The sequence below is a fragment of the Streptomyces fuscichromogenes genome (genome assembly GCF_014645815.1).
Lineage (GTDB): Bacteria > Actinomycetota > Actinomycetes > Streptomycetales > Streptomycetaceae > Streptomyces > Streptomyces fuscichromogenes.
In genome coordinates, this window is the sequence record NZ_BMML01000024.1 from 21262 (window position 1) to 47321 (window position 26060).

The 26060-nt window shown below is 71.2% G+C and carries 24 protein-coding genes, 2 tRNA genes and 1 pseudogene; 10 read left to right on the forward strand and 17 right to left on the reverse strand.

Translation table 11 applies throughout. The features are described 5' to 3' along the window. Positions 1-56: 56 nt before the first annotated feature. The 5 genes and pseudogenes from IEZ11_RS38180 to IEZ11_RS38200 form a co-directional block, all read right to left on the reverse strand. Positions 57-1340, reverse strand: a pseudogene (locus IEZ11_RS38180) (HD-GYP domain-containing protein); the annotation flags it as partial. Positions 1341-1498: 158 nt separating this feature from the next. After that, positions 1499-1834, reverse strand: a complete 336-nt coding sequence (rsrA, locus tag IEZ11_RS38185; RefSeq protein WP_189267611.1) for a mycothiol system anti-sigma-R factor — start codon at positions 1832-1834, stop codon at positions 1499-1501. After that, positions 1831-2514 (reverse strand): RNA polymerase sigma factor SigR, encoded by a 684-nt coding sequence (gene sigR / locus IEZ11_RS38190; protein WP_189267612.1) that lies wholly within the window; start codon positions 2512-2514, stop codon positions 1831-1833. The genes rsrA and sigR overlap by 4 nt, the downstream gene beginning before the upstream one ends. Before the next feature lie 256 nt (positions 2515-2770). After that, positions 2771-3439 (reverse strand): alpha/beta hydrolase family protein, encoded by a 669-nt coding sequence (locus tag IEZ11_RS38195; protein WP_189267613.1) that lies wholly within the window; start codon positions 3437-3439, stop codon positions 2771-2773. Positions 3440-3622: 183 nt separating this feature from the next. Further along, positions 3623-4438 (reverse strand): SOS response-associated peptidase, encoded by an 816-nt coding sequence (locus tag IEZ11_RS38200; protein WP_189267614.1) that lies wholly within the window; start codon positions 4436-4438, stop codon positions 3623-3625. Positions 4439-4489: 51 nt separating this feature from the next. Here IEZ11_RS38200 and IEZ11_RS38205 point away from each other — a divergent pair, with 51 nt between their 5' ends. The 4 genes from IEZ11_RS38205 to IEZ11_RS38220 all read left to right on the forward strand — a co-directional run bounded on the left by IEZ11_RS38205 (position 4490) and on the right by IEZ11_RS38220 (position 8151). Further along, positions 4490-5212 carry a M50 family metallopeptidase gene (locus tag IEZ11_RS38205; RefSeq protein WP_189267615.1) on the forward strand — a complete coding sequence of 241 codons (723 nt, stop codon included), beginning with the start codon at positions 4490-4492 and terminating at the stop codon, positions 5210-5212. 187 nt (positions 5213-5399) lie between these two features. Next, the gene (gene aroA / locus IEZ11_RS38210; RefSeq protein ID WP_189267616.1) at positions 5400-6728 is read left to right on the forward strand and encodes a 3-phosphoshikimate 1-carboxyvinyltransferase; all 1329 of its coding nucleotides are present in this window, start codon (positions 5400-5402) and stop codon (positions 6726-6728) included. 12 nt (positions 6729-6740) lie between these two features. Continuing rightward, entirely contained in the window at positions 6741-7751 is a 1011-nt protein-coding gene (gene rsgA, locus IEZ11_RS38215) for a ribosome small subunit-dependent GTPase A (RefSeq protein ID WP_189267617.1), read from the forward strand. A 76-nt stretch (positions 7752-7827) separates the two neighbouring features. Continuing rightward, positions 7828-8151 carry a DMT family transporter gene (locus IEZ11_RS38220; protein WP_189267618.1) on the forward strand — a complete coding sequence of 108 codons (324 nt, stop codon included), beginning with the start codon at positions 7828-7830 and terminating at the stop codon, positions 8149-8151. 107 nt (positions 8152-8258) lie between these two features. Here IEZ11_RS38220 and IEZ11_RS38225 read toward each other — a convergent pair whose 3' ends face one another. Next, positions 8259-8864, reverse strand: coding sequence for a TetR/AcrR family transcriptional regulator (locus IEZ11_RS38225; protein ID WP_229713617.1), 606 nt, complete (start codon positions 8862-8864; stop codon positions 8259-8261). A 206-nt stretch (positions 8865-9070) separates the two neighbouring features. On the opposite strand from IEZ11_RS38225, the gene hisN reads away from it, so the two are divergent. The 3 genes from hisN (at position 9071) to IEZ11_RS38240 (ending at position 11041) form a co-directional block, all read left to right on the forward strand. After that, positions 9071-9871 carry a histidinol-phosphatase gene (hisN, locus tag IEZ11_RS38230; protein ID WP_189267620.1) on the forward strand — a complete coding sequence of 267 codons (801 nt, stop codon included), beginning with the start codon at positions 9071-9073 and terminating at the stop codon, positions 9869-9871. A 192-nt stretch (positions 9872-10063) separates the two neighbouring features. Next, complete coding sequence (locus tag IEZ11_RS38235; protein ID WP_189267621.1) at positions 10064-10456, forward strand: CBS domain-containing protein; 393 nt, start codon at positions 10064-10066, stop codon at positions 10454-10456. Positions 10457-10621: 165 nt separating this feature from the next. Further along, positions 10622-11041, forward strand: a complete 420-nt coding sequence (locus IEZ11_RS38240) for a Fur family transcriptional regulator (protein WP_189267622.1) — start codon at positions 10622-10624, stop codon at positions 11039-11041. A 142-nt stretch (positions 11042-11183) separates the two neighbouring features. Here the strand turns inward: IEZ11_RS38240 and IEZ11_RS38245 are convergent. The 4 genes from IEZ11_RS38245 to IEZ11_RS38260 form a co-directional block, all read right to left on the reverse strand. Further along, positions 11184-11257 (reverse strand) — tRNA-Met (locus tag IEZ11_RS38245). A 95-nt stretch (positions 11258-11352) separates the two neighbouring features. Further along, entirely contained in the window at positions 11353-13194 is a 1842-nt protein-coding gene (locus IEZ11_RS38250) for a tetratricopeptide repeat protein (RefSeq protein WP_189267623.1), read from the reverse strand. A gap of 258 nt (positions 13195-13452) precedes the next feature. Continuing rightward, positions 13453-13526: transfer RNA gene (locus IEZ11_RS38255), tRNA-Met, on the reverse strand. A gap of 122 nt (positions 13527-13648) precedes the next feature. Next, positions 13649-16615: a UPF0182 family membrane protein gene (locus tag IEZ11_RS38260; protein WP_189267751.1), complete on the reverse strand. Its 2967-nt coding sequence runs from the start codon at positions 16613-16615 to the stop codon at positions 13649-13651. Between the two features lie 206 nt (positions 16616-16821). Between IEZ11_RS38260 and IEZ11_RS38265 the strand changes: the two genes are divergently transcribed. Continuing rightward, positions 16822-17364 carry a PPA1309 family protein gene (locus IEZ11_RS38265; RefSeq protein WP_268239950.1) on the forward strand — a complete coding sequence of 181 codons (543 nt, stop codon included), beginning with the start codon at positions 16822-16824 and terminating at the stop codon, positions 17362-17364. A gap of 59 nt (positions 17365-17423) precedes the next feature. On the opposite strand, the gene IEZ11_RS38270 is transcribed toward IEZ11_RS38265, so the two are convergent. From IEZ11_RS38270 to IEZ11_RS38285, 4 genes are all read right to left on the reverse strand, one after another. Continuing rightward, on the reverse strand, positions 17424-18521 hold the full coding sequence (locus IEZ11_RS38270; RefSeq protein WP_189267625.1) for a YlbL family protein: 1098 nt from the start codon (positions 18519-18521) through the stop codon (positions 17424-17426). A 60-nt stretch (positions 18522-18581) separates the two neighbouring features. Further along, positions 18582-18800 carry a hypothetical protein gene (locus IEZ11_RS38275; protein ID WP_189267761.1) on the reverse strand — a complete coding sequence of 73 codons (219 nt, stop codon included), beginning with the start codon at positions 18798-18800 and terminating at the stop codon, positions 18582-18584. A 62-nt stretch (positions 18801-18862) separates the two neighbouring features. Next, positions 18863-19324, reverse strand: coding sequence for a molybdenum cofactor biosynthesis protein MoaE (locus IEZ11_RS38280; protein WP_189267626.1), 462 nt, complete (start codon positions 19322-19324; stop codon positions 18863-18865). 253 nt (positions 19325-19577) lie between these two features. Beyond that, a complete protein-coding gene (locus IEZ11_RS38285; RefSeq protein ID WP_189267627.1) occupies positions 19578-20690 on the reverse strand; it encodes an SDR family oxidoreductase in 1113 nt (370 codons plus the stop codon). A 192-nt stretch (positions 20691-20882) separates the two neighbouring features. On the opposite strand from IEZ11_RS38285, the gene IEZ11_RS38290 reads away from it, so the two are divergent. After that, positions 20883-22319 carry a zinc-dependent metalloprotease gene (locus tag IEZ11_RS38290; RefSeq protein ID WP_189267628.1) on the forward strand — a complete coding sequence of 479 codons (1437 nt, stop codon included), beginning with the start codon at positions 20883-20885 and terminating at the stop codon, positions 22317-22319. Beyond that, positions 22316-22837 (forward strand): NUDIX hydrolase, encoded by a 522-nt coding sequence (locus IEZ11_RS38295; protein ID WP_189267629.1) that lies wholly within the window; start codon positions 22316-22318, stop codon positions 22835-22837. The genes IEZ11_RS38290 and IEZ11_RS38295 overlap by 4 nt, the downstream gene beginning before the upstream one ends. 75 nt (positions 22838-22912) lie before the next feature. Here the strand turns inward: IEZ11_RS38295 and IEZ11_RS38300 are convergent, their stop codons facing one another. The 3 genes from IEZ11_RS38300 to IEZ11_RS38310 are packed head-to-tail and all read right to left on the reverse strand — an operon-like array spanning position 22913 to position 26030. After that, on the reverse strand, positions 22913-23668 hold the full coding sequence (locus IEZ11_RS38300) for an AIM24 family protein (RefSeq protein WP_189267630.1): 756 nt from the start codon (positions 23666-23668) through the stop codon (positions 22913-22915). A 17-nt stretch (positions 23669-23685) separates the two neighbouring features. Beyond that, entirely contained in the window at positions 23686-24366 is a 681-nt protein-coding gene (locus IEZ11_RS38305; protein ID WP_067248146.1) for an AIM24 family protein, read from the reverse strand. Positions 24367-24377: 11 nt separating this feature from the next. Continuing rightward, positions 24378-26030, reverse strand: a complete 1653-nt coding sequence (locus tag IEZ11_RS38310; RefSeq protein WP_189267631.1) for a TerD family protein — start codon at positions 26028-26030, stop codon at positions 24378-24380. Positions 26031-26060 lie beyond the last annotated feature (30 nt).

The following is a 26060-nucleotide window of genomic DNA, read 5'->3' on the forward strand; positions in this document are numbered from 1 at the left end:
CCGGAAGGACCCGCAAGGTCGGCCAGGTGGGCGTGGTCGGCCAGGTGGGCGTGGTCGGCCGGGGCAGTCGCCGCGGCCAGGACGGCGGGCGGGTCGTCCGCGGTGACCGCGGGGTGCCAGCCGTGCCGGGTCAGGGCGCTCGCCAGGGCGTCGACCACCCCCGCGTCGAAGTGCCGGCCCGCGCACCGTCGTAGCTCCTCGACCGCGGCGGACACCGGCCGGGCCCGGCTGTAGGAGCGCGTCGACGTCATCGCGTCGAACGCGTCGGCGACGGCCACCACGCGGGCGGACTCCGGGATCTGACTGCCCGCCAGTCCGTAGGGGTAGCCGCTGCCGTCGATGCGCTCGTGGTGGTGGAGGATCGCCGCACGGGCCTCCCCGAGGAAGGAGATCCCGCGCACCATCTCGTGGCCGTACTCGGGGTGCAGTTCGATGATCCGCCGCTCCTCCGGGGTGAGCGGCCCGTTCTTGCGGAGCAGTCGCGTGGGCACACCGAGCTTTCCCACGTCGTGGAGGATGCCGGCGAAGCGCAGGACCTCCACCCGGTCGTCGTCCATGCCCAGCTCGCGCGCGATCATCACGGAGGCCTGTCCGACCCGCTCGCTGTGTCCGCGGGTGTACCCGTCCTTGATGTCGACGGCCTGGACGAGCGCGCGGATGGTGGCCTGGTGGGCGGCGCGCTCCCGGTGGTACTGGGCGAACACCCACCCGGACACGCACATCGGCAGCAGGACGAGCAGCCCGGCGACGGGACCGTAGGGGCTGCGCCAGAGCACGGCCATCATCAGCCCGGCCAGCCCGTGCACCCCGACCGGGGCGAGCGAGCGGGACAGCAGGCCCCGCCAGGCCCGTCGTACCGGAACACGTTCCGCGACCGCGAGGATCCCGCCGTCGAGGACGGCGAGAACCGCGCAGAAGGCCAGCACGGCCGCGGCGCAGGGCAGCAGCGCGTACGGGAAGTCGGAGTCCACCACCGCGTCCCGGCCGCCCAGCGCCCAGTGCACGCGTCCCGCGGCCCACACGGCGAGCGCCAGCTCGGCGGCCCGCCAGGTCCGGCGCAGCGCCTGCGGCCGCTGCTCGGCGCGTGAGAGCAGCGCGCCCGGCAGCGGTACGAGCGCCGCGGCCGGCGGCGGCAGCAGGAAGGCGCCCGCGAGCAGCACCGGGTAGAAGGTGCCGCCGAGACGGCGCCGTACGACGTGCTCGCAGGCCGCGTACAGCGCGGCCAGGAGGGCGACGGCCCACCAGGGTGTCCGCAGGCCGGGCAGCGGCAGCAGGCAGAGCAGCGCGGCGAGGGCGACACAGGTCACATACGCGCGCACCCGTGCCGGAACCGCATCCATCTCGCCCTCCCCCGACCATGCCTGTCCAGGCTCCGGAGCCTAGGGCGGAAACCGGAGGGTCTGAGGCTTATGACCGGAGGATTAGCACGTTCGGGTGACGGGGCACCGGGGCGGGAACCACTCGGCACCGAAGCGGGAACCGCTCGGCGCCGCCGCGGTCAGCTCTCCGGCGCGGCCGGTGCGACCGGTGCCGCCGAAGCGGTCTGGGCGGCCGTGACGTCGTGGTCCGGGACGACCTGCCCGGAGCGGATCAGATCCAGCCGCCCCAGCACCTTGGACCGCAGGTCGCTGGGCACGTCGTCATGCCCGCAGCACCGCTTGACCAGCTTCTTCACGGCCTGCTCCAGCCCGTACTTCTCCAGGCAGGGGGAGCACTCGTCGAAGTGCTGCTTGAACTTGACGCGATCGACGTCCGGCATCTCACTGTCGAGGAACTCGTACAGATGATCGAGTACCTCACTGCAGTCCGTCTCGTGCGGCTCTCCGCAGCTCATGAGCCCGAGCCTTTCGCTTCGTTCGACTCTCCGGCGCCCGCCGGGACGAGCCCGCGCTCACGCGCGTAGTCCTCCAGCATGCCGCGCAGCTGACGGCGGCCCCGGTGCAGCCGGGACATCACCGTGCCGATGGGTGTCCCCATGATGTCCGCGATCTCCTTGTAGGCAAAGCCCTCTACGTCGGCGAGGTAGACGGCGATGCGGAATTCCTCGGGGATCGCCTGCAGCGCTTCCTTCACGTCCGAGTCGGGCAGGTGGTCGAGCGCCTGCGACTCCGCGGAGCGCAGACCGGTCGACATGTGCGACTCGGCACGGGCGAGCTGCCAGTCCTCGATCTCCTCGGCCGCGGAGCGCTGGGGTTCGCGCTGCTTCTTGCGGTACGAGTTGATGAAGGTGTTCGTGAGAATGCGGTACAGCCACGCCTTGAGGTTGGTGCCCTCACGGAACTGGTGGAAGGACGCGTACGCCTTGGCGTAGGTCTCCTGCACCAGGTCCTCGGCGTCGGCCGGGTTGCGGGTCATGCGCAGCGCGGCCGAGTACATCTGGTCGAGGAATTCGAGCGCGTCCCGCTCGAAGCGCGCGGTGCGCTCCGAGGTCGACTCCGCGCTGACGCCCTGGCCCTCGGGCAGCTCCGCCTGGCCGTTGTCGGTCCCTGCGTCGGTACCGGTGACCGGACCCACCTCCTCAAGATCCCGGGCAGGACCGAAACCGATCCCACTCGTCTCGGAGGATAGAACACGACCCGTGCCTGCCGCCGCTCGAATAGGAGCGGTCTTGGCCGCGTGCAGCACTGCCCAGTCCAGGTCAGCACTGCTGCTGCGACTCGGGCAGATGGTCGAACCCATGCGGCGGACTTCCTCTCCTTCGGCGTCGGCGCTGGTGCCCCAGCACTTCTGTCCGCCACAACAGTGGTCGGTCGCGCGGCATTCCCGGGCGTCACCCGAGTGACGCGGTCCATGCGAGGACCGCGTCCGTGATGAGTCTCACTGCCTGTTCCGGGCCGGTCTCCGCCCTCGCCCCCGCCCGGCTTCGCTCCCGCGGGGGGACCCTCATGGGCACCGCGAACCCGTGATCGCCGCCCGGTACCTCGACGAGTTGGTACTCGCCCGCCGGGAACTCGGCCGGCTTCCCGAACGGGTCGTTCCCGCCCTGTACGACGAGCGTGGGCACCCCGGCGCCCAGCAGTTCCCCGGCCCGCGACTTCTCCGGCCTGCCGGGCGGGTGCAGCGGGAAGCTCAGAGCGAGGACGGCGGCGGCGCCCAGCTCCGTCGCCGTACGGCAGGCGACCCGGGCTCCGGCGCTGCGCCCGCCCGACACCACCGGCGGCCCCGGCGCGGTGAGCGCGGGCCACACGCCCCGCCAGCCGGTGTCCAGGGTCTTCGGCGCCGGCGCGATCTTCTTCCCGGCGACCCGCCAGGGCTGCTCGACGAGGGCGACGGTCACGCCGTGCTCCGGCAGGACCGCGGCGAGCGCCTGGAGGTCCCGCGCCTCGATGCCACCGCCCGCTCCGTGGCCGACGGCGAGCACCAGCCGCGCCTTCTCCGCCTCGTACCAGGTGATGCGGGCGTCCCCCGCCTCCGTACCGACGATCTTCGCTGTGGTCACGGGAGAAGACTAGAAAACGGCGCCCGCAGGGGCGCGGGGAACCGCGCGACCGGCCACGACGGCGCCACGGCCGGGAGACGACAGACCGCGGCACTTCAGATCACTGCACTCCAAGTCGCGACACTCCGGATCGCGGCACTCCACGTCGCGACACTCCGGATCACGGCAGGTCCGGCGGAGCGCTCAGAAGAGCGTGCCCTCCTCGGGCCCCTCCAGCTCCTTCAGCAGCTCCGGGCCGTTGTTGCGGACGTTGCTGACGGCCGTGGAGACCGGATAGGCCCGCATCAGGCCCTCCGGCGGCGGGGCGAGCAGCGACCGCAGGTCCTCGACGTCCGTCCGGGCCGGGTCGAGCCAGGCGTCCCAGCGGTCCGGCGTCAGCATCAGCGGCATCCGGGGGTGGATGTCGGACAGCGAGCCCGGCCCCTCGGCGGGCGCCACCGCCAGCGGCGCGGTCTCCGCCTCCGTGGTGATCACCGAGCAGGTCGCCCACCAGGCCAGCGGATGGTCGTCGGGCAGCGTGCGGTCCCGCCAGAACTCGTACAGCCCGGCCATCGCGAACACCGAGCCGTCGGCCGGGAGCACGAAGTACGGCTGCTTGCGCGGCCGCTTCTTCTTCCCCTCGACCTCCAGGTCCCGCTCCTCCTTGGCGGTGACCCACTCGTAGTAGCCGTCGGCGGGCACGATGCAGCGGCGGGCGGCGAAGGCGCGGCGGTACGACGCCTTCTCGTGCACGGTCTCGGCGCGCGCGTTGATCAACCGGGCGGCGCCCTCGGGCGACTTGGCCCAGGAGGGCACCAGCCCCCACTTGAGCCTGCGCAGCTGGCGAACCGGACGGCGGTCGTCGGCGTCCTTCAAGGGACGGTCCAGAACGGCGTAGACCTCCTTGGTCGGAGCCACGTTGTAGTCGGCCTCCAGGGTCTCCTCGGGCTCCCACTTCTCTATTTCAAAGACTCCTGCGAGATCCTCGGGCCCACGACTGGATGCATACCGTCCGCACATACGTGCAACACTGCCAGACTCCACGCCACCAGAGGGAGCAACCGCCGCACCATGGACAGCATCGCCGCCCTCGCGCTGCCCGACCTCTGGGACCGTCTGACGGGCACCCAGTCCGACCCCGACCTGTGGGTGGTCCTCGCGACTCTGGTCGCCGCGCTCGCGGTGATCGTCCCGCACGGCCTGTGGCGGATATCCCGCAACGCCATCACGATCGCCCACGAGGGCGGCCACGGTCTGGTCGCCCTGCTCACCGGCCGCCAGCTCACCGGCATCCGGCTGCACTCCGACACCAGCGGCCTCACGCTCAGCCGGGGCAAGCCGCACGGCATCGGCATGATCCTCACGGCGGCGGCGGGCTACACGGCTCCCCCGCTGCTCGGCCTGGGCGGCGCGGCCCTGCTCGGCGCCGGCCGCATCACCCTCCTGCTGTGGGCCGCCACGGCGCTGCTCGTCGTGATGCTGGTGATGATCCGCAACGCCTACGGCGTCCTGACGGTGTTCCTGACCGGCGGCACCTTCCTGCTGGTGTCGTGGCTGGCCGGACCCCAGGTACAGGCGGCGTTCGCGTACGCCGTGGTCTGGTTCCTGCTGCTGGGCGGGGTCCGCCCGGCCTTCGAACTCCAGGCGAAGCGCTCCCGCGGCGGCGCCGGCGACTCGGACGCCGACCAGCTGTCGAGGCTGACACATCTCCCGGCGGGCGTATGGCTGTTCCTGTTCCACACGGTGTCGCTGTGCTCGCTGATCGGCGGCGGCCGCTGGCTGCTCGGCATGTGATGCCCGCCCCGAAGGGGCGGCATCACAGGGGCGCGGGGCTGTACCGATATGCGGCTCCGCCGCGCGGGCGCGACAAGCCCCCACGGCGCCGCACCCGCCCACCGGCCCATCCTCGAAGCGGCACCGCACCCGCCCACCGGCCGCCCGTCCACCGGCTCACACCGCCCCCTGCCACTAAAGTGACCCCATGGCCGCAAACCCCACCGCACCAACCGCCCTCTGGCCCGCCCCCTACGCGCGCGGAGCCGTCGACGCCACGGTTCACGTGCCGGGGTCCAAGTCGGTCACCAACCGCGCCCTCGTCCTCGCCGCCCTCGCCTCCGAGCCGGGCTGGCTGCGCCGCCCCCTGCGCTCCCGCGACACCCTGCTGATGGCCGGTGCCCTGCGCACGATGGGCGTCGGCATCGAGGAGGGCGTGGGCCCGGACGGCTCCGGCGAGGCCTGGCGGGTCATCCCCGCCGGGTTCCGCGGCCCCGCCACCGTCGACGTCGGCAACGCCGGCACCGTGATGCGCTTCCTCCCGCCCGTCGCCACCCTCGCCGCCGGTGACATCCGCTTCGACGGCGACCCGCGCTCCTACGAGCGCCCCCTGCACGGCGTGATCGACGCGCTGCGCACCCTCGGCGCCCGCATCGACGACGACGGCCGGGGCGCGCTCCCGCTGACCGTGCACGGCGGCGGTGCCCTGGACGGCGGCCCGGTGTCGATCGACGCCTCGTCCTCCTCCCAGTTCGTGTCGGCCCTCCTGCTCTCCGGCCCGCGCTTCAACCAGGGCGTCGAGGTCCGTCACACCGGCGCGAGCCTCCCCTCGCTCCCGCACATCCGGATGACCGTCGACATGCTGCGCGCGGTCGGCGCCCAGGTGGACACCCCCGAGTCGGGCGGCGAGCCGAACGTCTGGCGGGTCACCCCGGGGGCCCTGCTGGGCCGGGACCTCACGGTCGAACCGGACCTCTCGAACGCCCAGCCGTTCCTCGCCGCGGCCCTGGTGACCGGCGGCAAGGTGCTGATCCCGGACTGGCCGTCCCGCACCACCCAGCCGGGCGACCGGCTGCGCGAGATCTTCACCGAGATGGGCGGTTCCTGCGAACTGACCGAGTACGGCCTGGAGTTCACCGGCTCGGGCCGGATCCACGGCATCGACGTCGACCTGGGTGACGTCGGCGAGCTCACCCCCGGCATCGCGGCGGTCGCCGCCCTCGCGGACACCCCCTCCACCCTGCGCGGGGTGTCCCATCTCCGACTGCACGAGACGGACCGGCTGGCCGCGCTCACCAAGGAGATCAACGAGCTCGGCGGTGACGTCACCGAGACCGCCGACGGGCTGCGCATCCGCCCGCGCGCGCTGCACGGCGGTGTCTTCCACACCTACGAGGACCACCGCATGGCGACCTCCGGTGCGATCATCGGCCTGGCGGTTGACGGCGTGCAGATCGAGAACGTGGCGACGACGGCGAAGACCCTGCCGGACTTCCCCGACCTGTGGACCGGGATGCTCGGGAGCGACGGAGCGTAGGGGCGTACGACGATGCGCCGCTACGGCAAGCACACCGACGAGGACGACATCCGCGCCCGCCCGAACCGCAAGGGCAACCGGCCGCGGACGCACATCCGCCCGAAGCACGAGGACGCGGCCGAGGGGATGGTCCTCACCGTCGACCGGGGCCGTCTGACCTGTCTGGTCGAGGACCGCACGATCCTCGCGATGAAGGCCCGCGAGCTGGGCCGCAAGGCGGCGGTGGTCGGCGACCGGGTGGCCCTGGTCGGCGATCTGTCCGGCCGGAAGGACACCCTCGCCCGGATCGTGCGCATCGAGGACCGCACGTCCGTGCTCCGCCGGACCGCCGACGACGACGATCCGTTCGAGCGGGTGGTCGTCGCCAACGCCGACCAGCTGGCGATCGTCACGGCCCTGGCCGATCCCGAGCCCCGCCCCCGCCTGATCGACCGCTGCCTGGTCGCCGCCTACGACGGCGGCCTCACCCCGCTCCTGGTCATGACCAAGTCGGACCTGGCCCCACCGGACAAGCTCCTGGAGCTGTACGGCGACCTGGAGATCCCGTACGTGGTCACGAGCCGCGAGGAACTGGCGGCGGGCGACGCGGCCCACCGGGTCCGGGAACAGCTCGACGGCAGGGTCACCGCGTTCGTCGGCCACTCCGGCGTCGGCAAGACCACGCTGGTGAACGCCTTGGTCCCCGAGGACCTCCGGCGTACGACCGGGCACGTGAACGCGGTGACCGGCCGCGGCCGCCACACCACGACCTCCGCGCTCGCCCTCCCGCTCTCCGGCGACGAGGGCTGGGTCATCGACACCCCGGGCGTCCGCTCCTTCGGTCTGGCCCACATCGACCCGTCCCGGGTGATCCACGCGTTCCCCGACCTGGAGCCCGGCACGGAGAACTGCCCGCGCGCGTGCAGCCACGACGAGCCGGACTGCGCGTTGGACGAGTGGGTCGCCGAGGGGCACGCGGACCCGGCCCGCCTCTATTCGCTGCGCCGGCTGCTGGCGACGCGGGAGCGCACGGAGGGCGACTGACCACCGGGGTGTTTGTCATGACCCGAGTTCGGTAAGTGCATAATCGCACCGAGCTGGACATACGGGAGGACAGCACATGGCGTGGCTGCTGGTGATCGTGGCCGGGATCCTGGAGACCGGGTTCGCCGTGTGCCTCAAGCTCTCCCACGGCTTCACCCGGCTATGGCCGACGGTGGCCTTCGCCTCCTTCGCCCTCGGCAGCTTCGGCCTCCTGACCCTCTCCCTGAAGAAGCTGGACGTGGGCCCGGCGTACGCGGTCTGGACCGGCATCGGCGCGGCCGGCACGGCCATCTACGGCATGGTCTTCCTGGGCGACCTGGTCTCGACCCTGAAGATCGTCTCCATCAGCCTGGTGATCGCAGGCGTGATCGGCCTCCAACTCTCGGGTTCCGCCCACTGAAGCGCCCCGTACTCAAGGAAGCGCCCGTACTCAAGCGCCCCAAAGGGGCGCGGGGAACTGCGCGACCAGCCCCCACCCACCCGCGGCCGGCACACAGCCCGCACCCCTCACACCGGCTGCCGATACAGCGCCCCGCGCACCAGCTCCGCCACCCCGCCCTCCCCCGGCGGTGCCGCGACACAGGACAGCGCGAGCCGTACCACCAGCTCGCACGACCGGGCCAGCTCACCGTTCCCCTTCCCGGCCCCCGCCCCGGACAGCACCGCCACCGCCCGGTCCCGCACGATCTGCACGAAGTCCCCGGGAGAGGGCAACGGCCCGTCCGCCCTCCGCTGGGCCGGCACCGCCGAGGAGGACGGCACCGCGGACAGCGTCGGCGACGGCAGCCGCTCGCTCCAGCACCCCGTGAGCATCGCCCGCACCAGCACGTTCTCCCGGCCCGCCACCGCCATCCACTCGGCGGTCGCGGTGAGCCGCTCGCGCGCCTCGGCATGGCTGCCCAACGCCCGCTCGACCCCCGCGAGATACCCGTCGGCCTCCCTGCGCACCAGCGCCCTCGCCAGGCCTTCCTTGCTGCCGAACTCGTTGTACAGCGTCTGCCGGGACACCCCGGCCGCCGCCGCCACGTCGACCATCCGCACGGCAGCCCACGGCCTGCGCGCAAGTGCCGCGTACGCGGCGTCCAGTAGGGACTCCCGGGCTGCCGGCATCATCGCCTCCCTGGGGCGAGCGACTCTGCGCCCAGATTTGACGCGCACGAATCGACTGTCAAGGGTTCGCGAAGGCATCGGGGGGCGCCCTTCGGCCAACACGCGCGGGCGCGCCACGGTCGTGCCGAGGTCACCGCCCGATCACTTACCGGCATCACCCGCCCTCCCCCGGTAGCCCCGCGCCCGCCCCTGCAGATACCGTTCGTCACATGCCGGACTACCTTGATGACCTGCGTCTCGCCCATGTGCTCGCGGACGCGGCCGACGCCGCGACCATGGGCCGCTTCAAGGCCCTCGACCTCAAGGTCGAGACCAAGCCGGACATGACCCCGGTGAGCGAGGCGGACAAGGCCGCCGAGGAACTGATCCGCGGCCAGTTGCAGCGTGCGCGCCCGCGGGACGCGGTCCTCGGCGAGGAGTACGGCATCGAGGGCACCGGCCCGCGCCGCTGGGTGATCGACCCGATCGACGGCACCAAGAACTACGTGCGCGGCGTCCCGGTCTGGGCGACCCTGATCTCCCTGATGGAGGCGGCCGAGGGCGGCTACCAGCCGGTCGTCGGCTTGGTCTCCGCGCCCGCGCTGGGCCGGCGCTGGTGGGCCGCGAAGGGACACGGCGCCTTCACCGGCCGCAGTCTGTCCTCGGCGAGCCGGCTGCGTGTCTCCAAGGTCTCGAAGCTGGCCGACGCGTCCTTCGCGTACTCCTCGCTGGGCGGCTGGGAGGAGCGGGGGCACCTGAACGGGTTCCTGGACCTCACCCGCGACGTGTGGCGCACGCGCGCGTACGGCGACTTCTGGCCGTACATGATGGTCGCCGAGGGGTCCGTGGACATCTGTGCCGAGCCGGAGCTGTCCCTGTGGGACATGGCGGCCAACGCCATCGTGGTGACGGAGGCCGGCGGCACCTTCACCGGCCTCGACGGCCGTCCGGGTCCGCACAGCGGCAACGCGGCCGCGTCCAACGGCCTGCTCCACGACGAGCTGCTGTCGTACCTCGCCCAGCGTTACTGAAACGGCCTTCTGGGGCGCGACGGGGCTGAGCGGGGTCACCGACCCCAGCACATATGAGCGCGTGCGCCCTCAATTGGATACGCGCACCCCCTTGTTGACCCTCGCTTTACCTGCCACCCTGAGAGAACCCTCACTTGTGCGTTTGTGAATCGTCGAACTATCCCGGCGATCTCCCAGGAGGTGGCACCTTCCATGCTCGTCCGTGACGCCATGAGCACGGTCGTCCTCACCGTCGGCCCCGCCCACACCCTCCGCCAGGCAGCCGCCCTGATGTCCGCGCGCCGCGTGGGCGCGGCGATCGTCCACGACCCGGACGCCGGCGGCATCGGCATCCTCACCGAACGCGACATCCTCAACTCCGTGGGCCTCGGCCAGAACCCGGACACCGAGCCCATCCACGCCCACACCACCAACGACGTCGTGTTCGCCACCCCGACCTGGACGCTGGAGGAGGCGGCCCGGGCGATGGCCCACGGCGGCTTCCGCCATCTGATCGTCCTGGACGGCGGCGAGCCGGCCGGCATCGTCTCGGTCCGCGACATCATCCGCTGCTGGGCCCCGGCCCGCGCACCGCAGCCCGCGTAACGGCCCGCACCGACCTGCCGAACGGGCCGGACCCCGCCCTCCCGGGGATCCGGCTCACTTCACCGGCCCCGAACTCGATCCCAAATTGGATTACGTCCAAGTCAAGCAGGGCTCCAAAGTCACACCTGTTCGGAAAAAGGTGCCCCGGCTGTTAGGCTGAATTCCATGAGTGACCTTCTGGAGCGGCTGCGTGGACGCGGATGGCGGATGACCGCGCAGCGTCGCGTCGTGGCCGAGGTACTCGACGGCGAACACGTCCATCTGACGGCCGACGAGGTGCACTCCAGGGCCGTCGTCAAGCTGCCCGAGATCTCCCGGGCGACCGTCTACAACACGCTGGGTGAGCTGGTCTCGCTCGGCGAGGTCCTAGAGGTCTCGACGGACAAGCGCGCCAAGCGGTACGACCCGAACGCGCACCGGCCGCACCACCACCTGGTCTGCGCCCGCTGCGGCTCGATCCGCGACGTCCACCCGACCGGCAACCCGCTGGCCGACCTCCCCAGCTCGGAGCGGTTCGGCTTCACGGTCTCCGACGTCGAGGTGACCTACCGCGGCCTGTGCCCGGACTGCGCGGCGGCCGCCTGACGAACGTCCCGAAGGCCCCGGCGCTCCTCACCCGCGAGGAGCGCCGGGGCCTTCGTCGTGCCCCGCGGGCCTCCACGGCGGACCCCGGAAACAAAAACCGAGGGCCGGAACCCGTTTCCGGATTCCGGCCCTCGGCCTTCAGTAGCGGGGACAGGATTTGAACCTGCGACCTCTGGGTTATGAGCCCAGCGAGCTACCGAGCTGCTCCACCCCGCGTCGATGAACAGAACACTACGTGAGGGACCCGGACGGAAGCAAATCAATACCCGGCAACCCACCTGACCTGCGGGAACGCATCGACCGGCAGCGGCTTACGCCGACAGCTCCTCGTGCAGCGCGTCCCGGAGCCGGCCCGCCCGCTCGCTCACCTCCGCCGGCCCCAGCGCCACCGCCCGGTCGGCCCACCGCTGCCCCTCCGCCAGCTCACCACGACGCGCGTAGACCAGGGCGAGCCGCAACGCCGCCCGCCCGTGCCCGGCGTCGGCGGCCCGCTCCCACCACACCGCCGCCTCCGGCTCGCTCCCCTCCCGGGCCAGCAGCAGCCCGAGGTTGAACGCGCCGTTGCGCGACCCGGCCTCGGCGGCCGCCCGGTACCAGCGCGCCGCCTCCACCACGTCCCCGCGCGCCGCGGCCAGCATCCCGACCCGGACCTGGGCGCGCCGGTGCCCCTGCGACGCGGCCCGCTCGTACCACTCCTCGCACTCGGTCTTCACGTTCAGGGACGACTCCCCGAGCTCGTGCTCGGACACCGCGGGCCGACGTGCGTCGAGGACGGCGGCGAGCCGGTAGGCGGCCTCGGCGCTGCCCCCGCCCGCCGCGCACCGCAGATGGCGCTCGGCGGCGGCCTCGTCGCCCTCGCGCAGCCGGGCGATGCCGACCTGGAGGGCCGCCTCCGTGTGCCCGGCGGCGGCCGCCCGCTCGTAGCACTGCAGCGCGACCCGGTCCTCGCCGCGCCCGGCGTAGAGGATCCCGAGGTTGAACGCGGCGTCCACGCTGCCCGCCTCCGCCGCCTTGGAGAACCACGGCTCGGCCCCGCTCGTGTCGCCGACCTGGAGCAGCAGGATGGCGAGCGCGTTCGCGGCCTCGCGGTGCCCCGCGTAGGCGGCCCGCCGGTACCACTGCTCGGCCTGCGCGGTCCGCCCCTGCTCGACGCAGAGCAGGGCGAGGTTGTACGCCCCGTTGTCGTCACCGGCGTCCATCGCCGCCCGGTACCAGCGCTCGGCGGTCTGTGTCTCACCGCGCTCGGCGTGCAGCGCGCCGAGCGCGTTCGCCGCGTTGCCGTCGCCGTCCTGGGCGGCCCGCAGCCACCACACCGCGGCGCTCTCGGTGTCCCCGGCGTCGCGCAGCAGGAAGCCGAGCGCGCAGGCGGCCCGGGCCTCGCCGTCCCTGGCGGAGGTCAGGTACCAGCGCCCGGCCTCCTTGAGCTCGCCGCGCTTCTCCAGGATCGCGCCGAGGTGCAGCGCGGCGCGCCGGTGCCCGCGCGCGGCGGCCTGCCGATACCACTGCTCGGCCTCGTCGGCGTCCTGGGCCCCGGCCGGGGTCTCCGTGTCGACGCCGGGGTCGGGCCCGATCTCGCCCTCGCCCACGGCGGCCCTGCGGTCGAGCGCGCGCGCCAGCCGGTACGCCGCCTCCCGGTGGCCGCGCTCGGCGGCGGCCCGCATCCACGGTGCGGCGTCCGCGTCGCCCCGGTGCTCCAGCAGGTCGGCCAGCGCGTAGGCGCCGAGCGCGTGACCCTGTTCGGCGGACTGGCACAGCCAGTACTCGGCGGCGGGTTCGTCGCCGCGTTCGCGGTGGTGGCGGCCGAGCGCATGGGCGGCGGCCGCGGATCCGGCGACAGCGGCGATCCGCCACCAGCCGGCGGCCTCCTCGGGGTAGCCGCGCTGGTGCAGCAGGACACCCAGGTTGTTGGCGGCCGCCCGGTCTCCGGCGGCGGTGGCCGCGCGCAGTTGCGGCTCGGCTCCGTCGAGGTCGCCACGGCGCAGCAGCATGGCGCCGAGCACACTCATCGACTCGACGTCACCGGCCTCGGCCCGGAGTCGACGGCGTGCCTCCTCAGCGGCCTCGGCGGCCTCGTCGCGGGTCGGCTCCTCGCCCGAAGGCTGCACAAATCGCCCTGTCTCGAACAGAGTTGCCTTGTCCCCCATAACGTTCATCGTCGCACCACCTGCAACCTGGGTACACCACGTATACCGCAGACCGTGAGGTCACTTCAGCGTTTTGTCGACATGCCCACAGAACGACAAGTCAAACACATCTCCGCCAACTCCCCACAGCGGCACGGCGACCCAGCTACCGGTACATGCGTTCGCCGCCCGTCCGGACACCGGGAGCCGTCCGGAGGGGCACCGCCGTCCGGCCGCGGACATGCGCGAAGGCCCGGATCCCAAGAGGATCCGGGCCTTCGACTTCAGTAGCGGGGACAGGATTTGAACCTGCGACCTCTGGGTTATGAGCCCAGCGAGCTACCGAGCTGCTCCACCCCGCGCCGTTGTGATGCAACCTTATCACGGGGCGGGGCGGCTTGATCACCAGTGCGGGATCACCCGTGCGGCATCACCGGCTCGGGACCACCCTGATCGGGGTCATCCCGCTCCGGCCGTGCCCCGGTCATCCGCTCGGACTGGCACTCGCGCCGGGGCTCGGGCTGCCGCTGGGACTCGGACTGCTGCTGGCGGCAGGGCTCGGGCTGCTGCTCGCCGTCGTGCCGCCGCCGGCCTTCCCCGCCTTGGACTGCGCCTCCTCGGCCCGCTTGAGCGCGTCCTGAAGCTCGTCCTGCGCCTTGCCGTACGCCGTCCAGTCGCCCTTCTTCAGGGCCTCCTGGCCCGCCTCGAAGGCCTTCTGGGCGTCGTCCAGCGCCTGTTGGACGGTGGGGTTCGCGGACGTCGGCGGTGTGGTGGTCCCGGTGTCCGAGGATCCGGTGTCCGTGCCGTCCGAGCCGAAGATCTTGTCGAGTGCCTGGTCGAGGGTGTTCTCGAACGCGGTCTTGCCCTCGTAGGTCACCAACACCTTGCGCAGCAAGGGGTACTTGACACCGGCACCGCGTACGTAGACGGGCTCCGCGTACAGCAGGCCGCCGTCCAGTGGCACGGTCAGCAGGTTCCCGTACTCCACCTCGGAGTCGCCGCCCTTGAGGAGTTTGATGGCGGCGGCGATCTCCTGTTCGGAGTTGAACTTGCTCTGGACCTGTTTGGGTCCGTCGACGGTCGTACTGGTCGGCAGTTTCAGGATTCTGATCTTGCCGTAGTCCTTGGAACCGGCCTCGGAGTCGACCGACATGAACGCGCTGAGGTTGTCCCGGCCGTTGGGGGTGAACGTCGTCGACAGCGAGAACGCCTGCGCGCTCTGGTCGGGCATCTTCATGCTCAGGTAGTACGGCGGCACCGCGTCGCCCGAGTTGTTGGTCGGGTCGTCCGGCACCTGCCACACCTCGCTGCCGGTCAGGAACGTCTGGGCGTCCGTCACGTGGTAGCGGGTGAGCAGCTCGCGCTGGACCTTGAACAGGTCCTGCGGATACCGGAGATGGTCCATCAGGTCCTGCGAGATCGCGCTCTTCGGCTGCACCGTGCCGGGGAAGGCCTTCATCCAGGTCTTCAGCACCGGGTCCTCGGTGTCCCACTGGTAGAGCTTGACCGCGCCGGTGTACGCGTCGACGGTCGCCTTCACCGAGTTGCGGATGTAGTTGACCTGGTTCTGCTGGGCGACCACCGCACGGGAGTTGTTGGTCGCGGTCAGCGAGTCGGCCGTCGTGTCACCGAGGGTCGTACGGGAGGCGTAGGGGTAGCCGTTCGACGTCGTGTAGGCGTCGACGATCCACTGGATACGGCCCTGCACCACGGCCGGGTAGGCGTCGCCGTCGATGGTCAGCCAGGGGGCGACCGCCTCCACGCGCTCTTTGGGCGTGCGGTTGTACAGGATCCGCGAACCCTCGCCGATCGCGCCGGAGTACAGGATCTGCGGCTCGTTGAACGCCACCGCGTACGCGGCCCGGTTGATCGGGCTGGAGAGGCTGACCCCGCTCTTGCCCTGGTAGCTGGTGGTCTTCTCGCCGTTGTCGTCGGAGTAGTCGATCTCCTTCTGGGGACCGCCGACGATCGAGTACGTGGTCGTCTTCTCGCCGTAGTAGACACGCTGCTGGAACGTGCCCAGGGAGCCCGTGGACGGCAGGTCGGACTCGGTGAAGACCGGCTGGCCCTGGTCGTCGGCCTCGGTGCCCTTGGCGGCGACCACGCCGTAGCCGTGGGTGTAGCGGAAGTGGTCGTTGATCCAGTTGTTCTTCGGGATGCCGGCCAGGTTCAGCTCGCGCAGCCCGAGGACGGTGTCCTGGACCTTCCCGTCCTTGGTGTAGCGGTCCACGTCCAGGTTGGTCGGGAACGCGTAGTAGTTCCGCATCTGCTGGAGCTGCTGGAACGTGGGCGACACGATGTTGGGGTCCATGATCCGGATGCTCGCCGTGTCGTCGACGTCGTCCCGGAGCTTGGTCTTGTCCGTGGTGGTGCTCTTGCCCGTGTACTCGCTGACCTGGGTGTCGTCGATGCCGTACGCCTCGCGGGTCGCCTTGAGGTTCTTCTGGACGTACGGGGCTTCCTTGGCCTGCTCGTTGGGCTGGACCTGGAACTTCTGGACGATCGCCGGATACAGGCCGCCGATGAGGATCGCGGACAGGACCATCAGGCCGAAGCCGATCACGGGCAGCTGCCAGGTGCGCCGCCACAGGGTGGCGAAGAACAGCAGCGCGCAGATGACGGCGATGCAGAACAGGATCGTCTTGGCCGGCAGGTACGCGTTCGCGTCGACGTACCTCAGGCCGGTCCAGTTGTCGGTGGCCTTGAAGTCGCTGGACTTCACCGCCAGTCCGTAACGGTCGAGCCAGTAGGCGACCGCCTTGAGCGCGACGAAGAGGCCGAGCAGCACCGAGAGGTGTCCGGTCGCGGCACCGGTGGCGCGCGCGCCGGGGCTGGTGACGCGCAGCCCGCCGTACAGGTAGTGGGTGAGCGCGGCGGCGATCAGGGAGAGGATCGCGGTGGCGAAGCCGAAGCCCAGCAGGAAGCGGTACCAGGGCAGGTCGAAGGCGTAGAAGGAGACGTCGAGGTGGAACTGCGGGTCCTGCTGGTGGAAGGGCACGCCGTTGACCCACATCAGCCAGGTACGCCACTGGCCGGCCGCGGACGCGCCGGCGATCAGCCCGACCAGCGCGGTGACCGCGAGCAGCAGCCACTTCTTGTACGGCGCGATGCCCATCCGGTAGCGGTCGAGGCTCTGCTGCTCCATGGACATGGCGCTCAGCGGGGGCCGCAACCGGTGCGCGAGCCAGATGTTGAAGCCCACAGCGGCCGCCATCAGCAGGCCGAAGACGGAGAACAGCCCGATCTTGGTCCACAGGGTGGTGGTGAACACCGAGGAGTAGTGCACCGACCGGTACCAGAGCCAGTCCGTCCAGAAGCCCGCGAACATGGTGAACGCCATGCCGAGCACGGCAAGGACGCCCAGTGTCAGGAGCAGGGTCCGGACACGCCGGGACGGTCGGCCCGCCGCTCTGATCCGTGGCCCCGTCGGGCCTCCGCCGCGGTCCGGCATCTGGAAAGCCAAGGTGCGCACCTCGAAGTCGCTGTTGTCGCCGTAGATCTGCTCACAGATCGGCTGTTGATCCGCTTTTGTTCCATCAGAACCCCGGGTCCCGGGGCCCTCCGTGGCCCCCCGTGATCGCGGGGCCACACCTATGCAACTTACTCACGGTTTACTCGGTTCCCGATTCCGGCCATGAACGAGGCAGGATTGTGACCATGTCCAACACTCCCATGGCAGCGAACCCGCTCACCCGGGCCGTACTCGAGATCGACGAGTACGCCTCCGGCCTCGGCTGGGACCAGCCCGCTCGCCTCTTCGCCCTCGTCGACACCGCGCGGCTGCGCACTCAGGAACCGGCTCTCGCCGCCCAGCTCGGTCTGGACGAGGAGTCCACGACCACCGGGCTCACTCCGATCGAGCAGGACGAAGTGCCAACGGACAAAGCGCTGGACGAGTTCCTGGGCACCATCGCCTGGCCGGACGCGGTGGTCGGCTGCGCGCTCACGGTGGAACGCCTGATGCTGCCGCCGTCCGCCGAGTCCCAGGTCCCCGAGGGACTGAGCGACGCCAGGCTGGCCAAGTGGGTGGCGAGCCACCCCGACCGCCAGGAGGTCCGGATGACGGTCGCGGTGCTGCGCGACGGCAGCCGCGACTCGGCGGTTCGCCTGCGCGAGAAGGACTCGCCGACGGAGGTCCTCACCGGCCCCGAGCTGGTCCCGGGCCTGGCGGACGCCCTGAAGGCGACGTTCGAGGACTGAGACCGCCGCCGCGGGCGTCCCTCGTCAGGAAGGGCGCCCCCGGCCTCGTACCCGCCCTCTCAGCCCTTGGTGGTGCACTTCGGCAGGGCGCCGGTGTCTCCGCTGCGGATGTCCTTGAGGGCACCGAGAGCGTCGTCGATGGTCTTGACCTTGATCAGGGTGAGCCCGCTCGGGGTGTCCTTGGCGGCCTCGGCGCAGTTGTCGGCCGGGGTGAGGAAGTACTGGGCGCCCTTGCTGCGCGCACCGATGGTCTTCAGCGAGATGCCGCCGATCGGACCGACGGTGCCGTCGTCGTCGATCGTGCCGGTACCCGCGACGAACTTGCCGCCGGTGAGGCTGCCCGGGGTGAGCTTGTCGTAGATCCCGAGCGAGAACATCAGCCCGGCGCTCGGCCCGCCGACGTCGGCGAGCTTGATGTCGATGGAGAACGGGAACGTGTGATCGGTCCCGGCGGAGATCCCGACGATGGCGCGCTTCGTGCCGCTGTCGTCCGACGTGGCCGTGGTGATGGTGACGTTCTGGGTCTTGGTGGCCGTCTTGTTCGCCTTCTCGGCGGCGGCCTGCTCCTTGGCCGGGACGACGGTGAAGACGACCTTCTCGCCGGGCTTGTGCTTGGTCACCAGGGTGGCGACGTCGGCCGGCTCCTTGATCGCCGTGCCGTCGACGGCCTTGATCACGTCACCGGCGTGCAGCCTGCCCTCGGACGGCGAGCCCTTGAGGACCGTGGAGACGATCACCCAGGACTTCACCGGGACGCCCAGCTCCTTCAGGGCGGCGACCTTCGCGCTCTCCTGGGACTCGCTGAATTCCTCGGCGTTCTCCTGGGTGGACTGCTGCTCCGTCTTGCCGTCCGGGTAGAGCGTGTCGTGCGGCACGACCTTGTTGTCGTGCGAGAGCCACCCGTAGACCGCCTCGACGAGGTTCATCTTGTAGTCGGCGCTGGTGACCCGCACCGTGGTCATGTTCAGATGCCCGGAGGTCGCGTAGGTCTTGTGACCGGAGATCTGCAGCACCGGCTCGCCGTCGTGGTCCCCGAGCGTGTTCACGGTCGGGCCGGGAGACATCTCCGAGTACGGCACGTTGATGAGCACTCCGGCGCACAGGAGCGCGATCAGCATCAGAGTGGAGGCGAGCATCGTCGCGGTGCGGCGTGGCATGCGAAGACAGTACGGGACGGGTCTGTCAGCGCACCGTCAGGGCCACCCCCCACACGCGGCTCAGCTGCCGGAGCGGGACTTCTCCATGGCCTCGCGGAAGCGCGCGTAGCCGTCGAGTTCCGGCCCGTCGCTGCGCGCTCTCCTGGTCCGGTTGGCCCAGCTGCCCCACAGACCGGCACCGACCGCCGCCAAAAGCGGAATCAGCAACCAGACGAGCGCTGCCATGCCGACCTCCAACCCCATGAGCATCCGCGACTGACCGATCAGCAGATTAATCACCCGCACTGACAACGCTCACGCGAGGGGTACGGTTACGCAAGCGGAGGCCGGACAGGGGTCATTCAGCAGGCCCCGACCCATTCCTCCGTCCCGTCCGAGAACTTCTGATGCTTCCAGATGGGCACCTCGTGCTTGAGGTCGTCGATCAGCTTCCGACAGGCTTCGAAGGCGTCGCCCCGATGCGGACACGACACGCCGACGACCACGGCGAGATCACCCACCCGCAGGTCGCCCACCCGATGCACGGCGGCCAGCGCCCGCACCGGGTACTCGGCGACGACCTTCTCGGCGATCCGCCGCATCTCGCTCTCGGCACTGGGATGGCACGAGTACCCGAGCGCGTCCACGTCGGCGCCGCCGTCATGGTTCCGCACGGTCCCCACGAACAGCGCGATCCCGCCCGCCGCGTCGTCCCCCACGGCCGCGAAGACCTCGTCCACGGAGAGCGCACCCTCCCGAATCCCGACCAACTTCACGGGATCGTCAGCGCCCCGCTCCCCAGGATGATCACTCACAGCAGCCATACCCCCATGGTGCCGCAAGCCCCCTTTGAGGACGACAGCCGGTCCGCACCGCTCTCCAGCCCGTCCGCCGTTCGAGGCTGTCTTTCAGCCCGTCCGGCGTTCGATGACATCTGTCAGCCCGTCCGGCGTTTGAGGACGAGGCCGAAGGCCGATGCGGGGGTCCGGGGGCGGCAGCCCCCGAATCGGGCGGTCGAAGGGGGCCCACCCCCTGGAGGACGGGACGGGTAGGGGCGGCGGGGGCGAGAACCCGCCCTCAGATCCGCCGCCGCGCCTTCCGAGCCCGCCGCACCACAGCCGCCGCCCCCAACAACGCCACCGTCGCCCCCGCCGCCCCCGCCGCCGTCGCGTCCTTCCGCCCCAGCCGCCGCCCGACCACCGTGTGCCGCCCCGCCACCTCCTCCAGCAACTCGGCCAGCACCTCCTCGTTCGTCCACCCCGGCCGCCACCCGGCGTCGTGCAACCGGCTCCCGCTCACCACCCACGGATACATCGTGTACGCGAGATCCCCGGCCGGCGACGGCGTCAGCCCGATCCGGTGCAGCCGAGCCGCGGCCCCCAGCGCCACCGCCGACGGCAGCTCCATCCGCCGGATCCCGCTGAGCTCCTCGACCTCCTCCTGCTCCAGCCACCCGTCGCACCCGACCGCGAGCTCCCCGTCGACCTTCTCCAGGACGGCGTACTCCAGCGCACTGCACAGATCCTCGACGTGACAGAACTGCCAGGCCGGCCGCGACCCGGCCACGACAAGGAGCCGAGGCGACTCGAAGTACCTGGTCAGCGCGGTGTCGGTACCCCCGACCAGCACCGCGGGGCGCACGACGGTGACATTGAGCCCAGGGTGCGCGCGAGGCGCCCGGCGCGCGAGCCGCTCGATCTCCAGCAGGTCGCCGACCCCGGTGGCCTCCGCCGTCGCCCGCAACTCCGCGTCCTCGGACAGCGGCAGCTCGTTCTCCGGAAGCGCGCCGTAGACCATCGCCGAGGTGCACAGCACCACGCGGTGCACACCGGCCGCGGCCGCCGCCGTCAGCACGGTCTGCGTCCCCCGCACGTTGTACGCCGTCCGGGCGGCCGAATCGGTCTCCAGATCCAGGTCGAGCGCGAGATGCACCACCACGTCGGCCCCGCGGAGCTTGTCCGCGATGGCCGGATCCCGCACGTCGAGGATGTGCCACTGGGCATCCGGGCACTCCCCGCGCCGCTCGTCGATGGCGATGACCTGCCTGATCTCCTCGGACGCGGCCAGCCGCTCGGTGAGCAGCGCGCCGACCCCGGTCGCGGCGCCGGTCACGGCGACGACGGGCCCGCGCACGGCGGCAGGGGTTGACGGGTTTCGCGCTGCGCGAACCTGCGGATCTGGGGAACTCACCGGGCGTCTCCAGCGGTTGTCTTCAGTACGAGCGTGAGTGACGCGTACGTACCAGGTGGCATCCATCCTGCCGCAGGCCGACTGTCGGCGAAGCACCGAGGCCCGATCGGGTCAGGGTGTCTACGCTGGGTGGTGTTGTCGGTCAGCCGCGCCGCCGGAGAGAACCGGTGGCCTTACCAGCCGAGGATTCCCGTGAGTGACACCCCATTCGGTTTCGGCCTTCCGCCGGAGGAGCCGGAAGACGGCGACGAGGGCAAGAAGAAGGACCAGCAGAGCGGTGGTGGGCAGGGACCGGCCAACCCGTTCGGTTTCGGCACACCCGGGGCCGGCGGCTTCGGCGGTCCCGGCGCCGACAATCCGTTCGCTGCCATGTTCGGTTCACTGAACCCCACCGACCTGGGCGCGGCGTTCCAGCAGCTGGGCCAGATGCTCTCGTACGAGGGCGGCCCGGTGAACTGGGACATGGCCAAGCAGATCGCCCGCCAGACGGTCTCCCAGGGCACTTCGGACGGCGTCAAGGACGCGAGCGTCGGTCCCGCCGAGCGCACCGCGGTCCAGGAGGCCGTCCGGCTGGCCGACCTGTGGCTGGACGACGCGACGTCGCTGCCGTCCGGTTCCGGCTCGGCCGTGGCCTGGTCGCGCGCGGAGTGGGTCGAGGCGACGCTGCCCGCCTGGCAGGAGCTGGTCGACCCGGTGGCCGAGCGGGTCGGCGCCGCGATGGGCGACGTCCTGCCGGAGGAGATGCAGGCCATGGCGGGCCCGCTGATCGGCATGATGCGCTCGATGGGCGGCGCCATGTTCGGCACCCAGATCGGGCAGGCCGTGGGCGTGCTCGCGGGCGAGGTCGTCGGTTCGACCGACATCGGCCTGCCGCTGACCCCGGCCGGCAAGGCCGCGCTGCTGCCGGTGAACATCGAGGCGTTCGGCAAGGACCTCGGCGTGCCCAAGGAGGAGGTGCGGCTCTACCTCGCGCTGCGCGAGGCGGCCCACCAGCGCCTCTTCTCGCACGTGCCGTGGCTGCGCTCGCACCTGTTCGGCGCGGTCGACGGGTACGCGCGCGGCATCAAGGTCGACACCGCCAAGCTGGAGGACGTGGTCGGCCAGTTCGACCCGCAGAACCCCGAGCAGCTCCAGGACGCCCTTCAGCAGGGCATGTTCCAGCCGGAGGACACGCCCGAGCAGAAGGCCGCCCTGGCCCGTCTGGAGACCGCTCTGGCGCTCGTCGAGGGCTGGGTCGACGCGGTGGTCCACGCGGCCGCGAAACCGCGTCTGGCGACCGCCGACGCGCTGCGCGAGACCCTGCGCCGCCGCCGTGCCACGGGCGGCCCCGCGGAGCAGACCTTCGCCACGCTGATCGGCCTGGAGCTGCGCCCGCGCCGGCTGCGCGACGCCTCCCGCCTGTGGGCCTCGCTCACGGACGCGCGCGGTGTCGACGGCCGTGACGCCCTCTGGGCGCACCCGGACATGCTGCCGACGGCCGGCGACCTGGACGACCCGGACGGCTTCGTGCACCGCGAGCAGCTGGACTTCTCCGAGCTGGACAAGATGCTCGGCGAGGCCGCGCAGAGGCCCGACCTGCACAAGAAGGACGGCCAGGAGGACCAGGCAAAGGGCGACGACACCGAGTGAGCCTGTACGACGACGTGGTCCTCGTCCTCAAGGGGCACGAGGGCCAGGACGAGCTGCGCCAGGCCTACCTGGACCACCTCGCGGAGCACTCGGACGGCGTCTGGAAGGCCTGTCACGCAGGTCATGTCACGGCGAGCGCGCTGGTCGTCGACCCCGAGCACGGCCGGGTGCTGCTGACCCTCCACAGGAAGCTGCGGATGTGGCTGCAGATGGGCGGCCACTGCGAGCCCGGCGACGCCACCCTGGCGGCAGCGGCCCTGCGGGAGGCGACCGAGGAGTCCGGCATCTCCGGGCTGACGCTGCTGCCGGGCGGCCCCGTCCGCCTGGACCGGCACGCGATCCCGGCGCCGTGCCACTGGCACTTCGACGTCCAGTACGCGGCCCTCGCCCCGCGGGGCGCCGCCCACGCGATCAGCGACGAGTCCCTCGACCTGCGCTGGTTCGGCTACGACGAGGTACCGAAGGTCGCCGACGACTCGGTCGTACGGTTGCTGGAAGGGACCCGCGCACGGATCTGACCTGCGGTTTCCAAGAATCTCCGCGCATGTGTAAGGGGCGCCCGCACGGGCAGGCGCCCCTTACCGCTCGGCCGGTCAGCTCCAGACGTTGCCCTGGTTCATCCCACGCGCGCCCTGCTGGCCCATGCCGAACTGGGCGGCGACGCCCTGGCCGATCTGGGCGTGCTGCGGCGGCAGCAGTTCACTCGGCTGGACCAACGCGAAGCCACTTCCCATGAAACTCAGCTCCCAGCCCTCCCCGGTGTTGCCCCGGCGCCGCCACACGCCCGAGGAGTGCGTCTGGGCCTGCATCTGGACCCGCAGCCCGGTGGACCAGGCGACGATCGCGTCCGCGTCGCAGTTGACGTACTTGTCGGGCGTGACCTGCATCAGCAGCGGCGCGCCCGAGGTCATCAGGGCGACCTTGCCGTGTCCGGTGATGTTCAGCTGGTACTTCCCGGACCCGGAGATGCCGTAGAGGCTGTCCACGGCGACGACCTCGTGGTGCAGCGACGAGTCCATGGCGAGGACGTAGCTGCTGTCCACGGTCAGGCCGTCCTGGTCGACGTCCAGGACGTGGATGTGCTGGGCGAGGTTGGCGAAGTAGACCGTGCCCTGCCCGTGGCAGCGCATCAGGTCCAGGCCCTCGCCGGTGTAGGCACGCGCGCGTGCCTGGTTGCCGCCCTGGTACTCGGCGTCGAACTCTACGAGCCCCTGGTAGGCGACCATGGTGCCCTTGCGGGCGAGGATGTCGTCGTGGCCCTCCAGGACGACCCGCAGCATCTGCTTGTTCTGGAGGCTGTAGCGGCCTGGGGCCTGGGAGTCGTTGAAGGCGAAAAGCGGGCTCTGCATGATTTCCTGACTCCCCCTCAGCCCCGGAACCGGAGGCGGTCGGTGCTGTCCTCGCTGGGCTGGACGACGACGATGCCCTGCCCGGAGAAGGCCATCTGGAAGGCCTCTCCGCTGCCCCGGCCGATCAGCGACTGCGCCTTGAAGCTGCGCTTGCCCTTCACCTTGAGGTTCGGGGACCAGGCGACCAGGGCGTCCGGGTCGACGTACGTCTCGTCCTCGCCGCCGCCGCAGTCGACGACGATCGGCTTGCCCCGGGAGGTCAGCGCGACCCAGCCCTGCCCGGAGATCTTGGTGTTCCACAGGCCCTGCCCGGCGAACTTGGCAAGACCCTTCACCCGCTCCACACCCCACGTGAGGTGGGCGTCGAAGGCGAGCAGGTTGGTGGCGTTGACGGAGATGCCGTCGCCGTTGAGGTTGATGACGACGACGTTCGCGCCGTAGTCGGCGAGGTACAGCAGTCCGTCCCCGGAGCACTTCATCAGCGGGGCGCCCTCGCCGGTCATCCAGTCCCGGGCGATCTGGCGGACGGCCGGCGGGTTGGGCTCGTACTGCACGAAGCCCTCGTAGGCGACCATCGACCCCACGCGCGCGAGGAGGTCGTTCCCGGTCTGCATGGCGACCTTCAGCATGTGGTCGCCGTGGTTCTCCATACGGGCGGTGACGGGTGCGGGGGCATAGCCCGCGAGCGGCTGGTTCATGACGGGCTCCCTCAGACCTCGTACGGCTGGACGACGATGAAGTTGCCGGGCGCGCCCCGGAACTGGAGGTTGACGCTCTCGCCGGTGTCGCCGGGGTAGGCGTTGCGCCGCATCCGGACCTGGCTGGAGACGATCACCTGCGAGGCCGCCGACCAGGCGACGATCGCGTTGCAGTCGGCGAAGGTCGTCGGGGTCACGGGCAGCACCACGGGGGTGCCGTGTGTCTTGACCACGATCGTGCCGGTGCCCTGGAACTGCATCGTGAACAGCGCGCCGCCGGGGATGCCGTGCCCCTCGATGCGGCGGACCTCGTACTGAAGGCTCTCGTCGAAGGCGAGGACGCTCTCGGCGGAGACGCAGATCGCGTCGCCCTGGAGTTCGACGGGGTGCAGGTTCGCGGAGTTCTCGGCGAAGAACACCTGGCCGTTGCCGGTGCAGCGCATCAGCTGCATCTCCTGGCCGGTGGCGTTGCCGACGATCCGGCCGGCGAATCCGGCGCCCTTGTAGCTGAAGTCGACCTTGCCCTGGTAGAGCACCATGCTGCCCTGCCGGGCCAGCACCGGCTGGCCGCCGACACCGAGGTCGGCGCGGATCAGCTTGCTGTTCTGCGGTGTCCAGCGCTGCCCGGTGGGCGTCTCCTTGAACTTCTGGAGCGCGGCGCCGACTCCGGCACCACCTTGGGGAGCACCCTGCGGAACCGCGTAGCTCTGCTGGCCGGGGACCTGCCCGAACGGCGGCTGCTGGCCGTAGCCCGGGGGCGGGGGTGGAGCCTGGGGGTATCCGGGCGGCGAGCCCGGGGCCTGGGGAGGCGCCGGGGGCTGGCCGTAGCCGGGGGGCATGGGCGCGCCCGGGGCGGGCGGCTGGCCGTAGGGCGCGGGCGCCGGGCCCGGGGGCGGCACGGTACCGGCGGCGGGCGGGGTCATCGGGGCGATGAGGGTGGGCGCGGCATGCACGTTCGGAGCCGACCCGGGACCGGGGGCCGGGGGCGGGGTGAAGCCTTGGGAGGCCGGCACGGGCGCGGGAGCTGCCGGGGCGGCAGGGGCCGGCGCGGACGGGGCGGCGAAGGCGGGCGGCGCGAATCCGGGCGCGGCCCCGGTCTGCGGCTGCTGAGGCGTGGGCGCGGCGGGCGCCTCCTCCTCGGCCACCTCGCCGCCGAAGTTCTTCAGCAGCGCCTCCAGACCACCGTCGAAGCCCTGGCCGACGGCGGCGAAGCGCCACACGTCCTTCAGGTAGAAGTCGCCGAGCATCACAGCGCGCTCGGTGGAGAACTCCGAGCCGTTGAAGGAGTACCGGGCCACCTCCTCGCCGCCCGCGACGATCCGGATGTATCCGGGCGCGACCTGCGACATCTGCCCGGCGCCGTCGACGGTCGCCGTGAACGCCAGCTTCTGGATCTGCGGCGGGATCCGGTCCAGCGTGACCCGGAAGGACTCCGTGTCGCCCGCCTGCTCACCCAGCAGCTGGATGGACTCCTCGGGCGACTTCGGCTGGTTGAAGAAGACGAAGTACCGGTCGTCCGACAGCCGCTCGTCGGCGTCGAGGCCGAAGCAGCTGATGTCGAAGGTCAGTCCGGGGCCGGTGATCTGCACACCTACGTACAGATCCGTGCCCGCCGTGAGGTCACTGATCCTGGCCTTGTGGCCGCGTTGGAATTCCCTGGCCATGCGTTACGACCGTCCCCCATCCCGAATGCG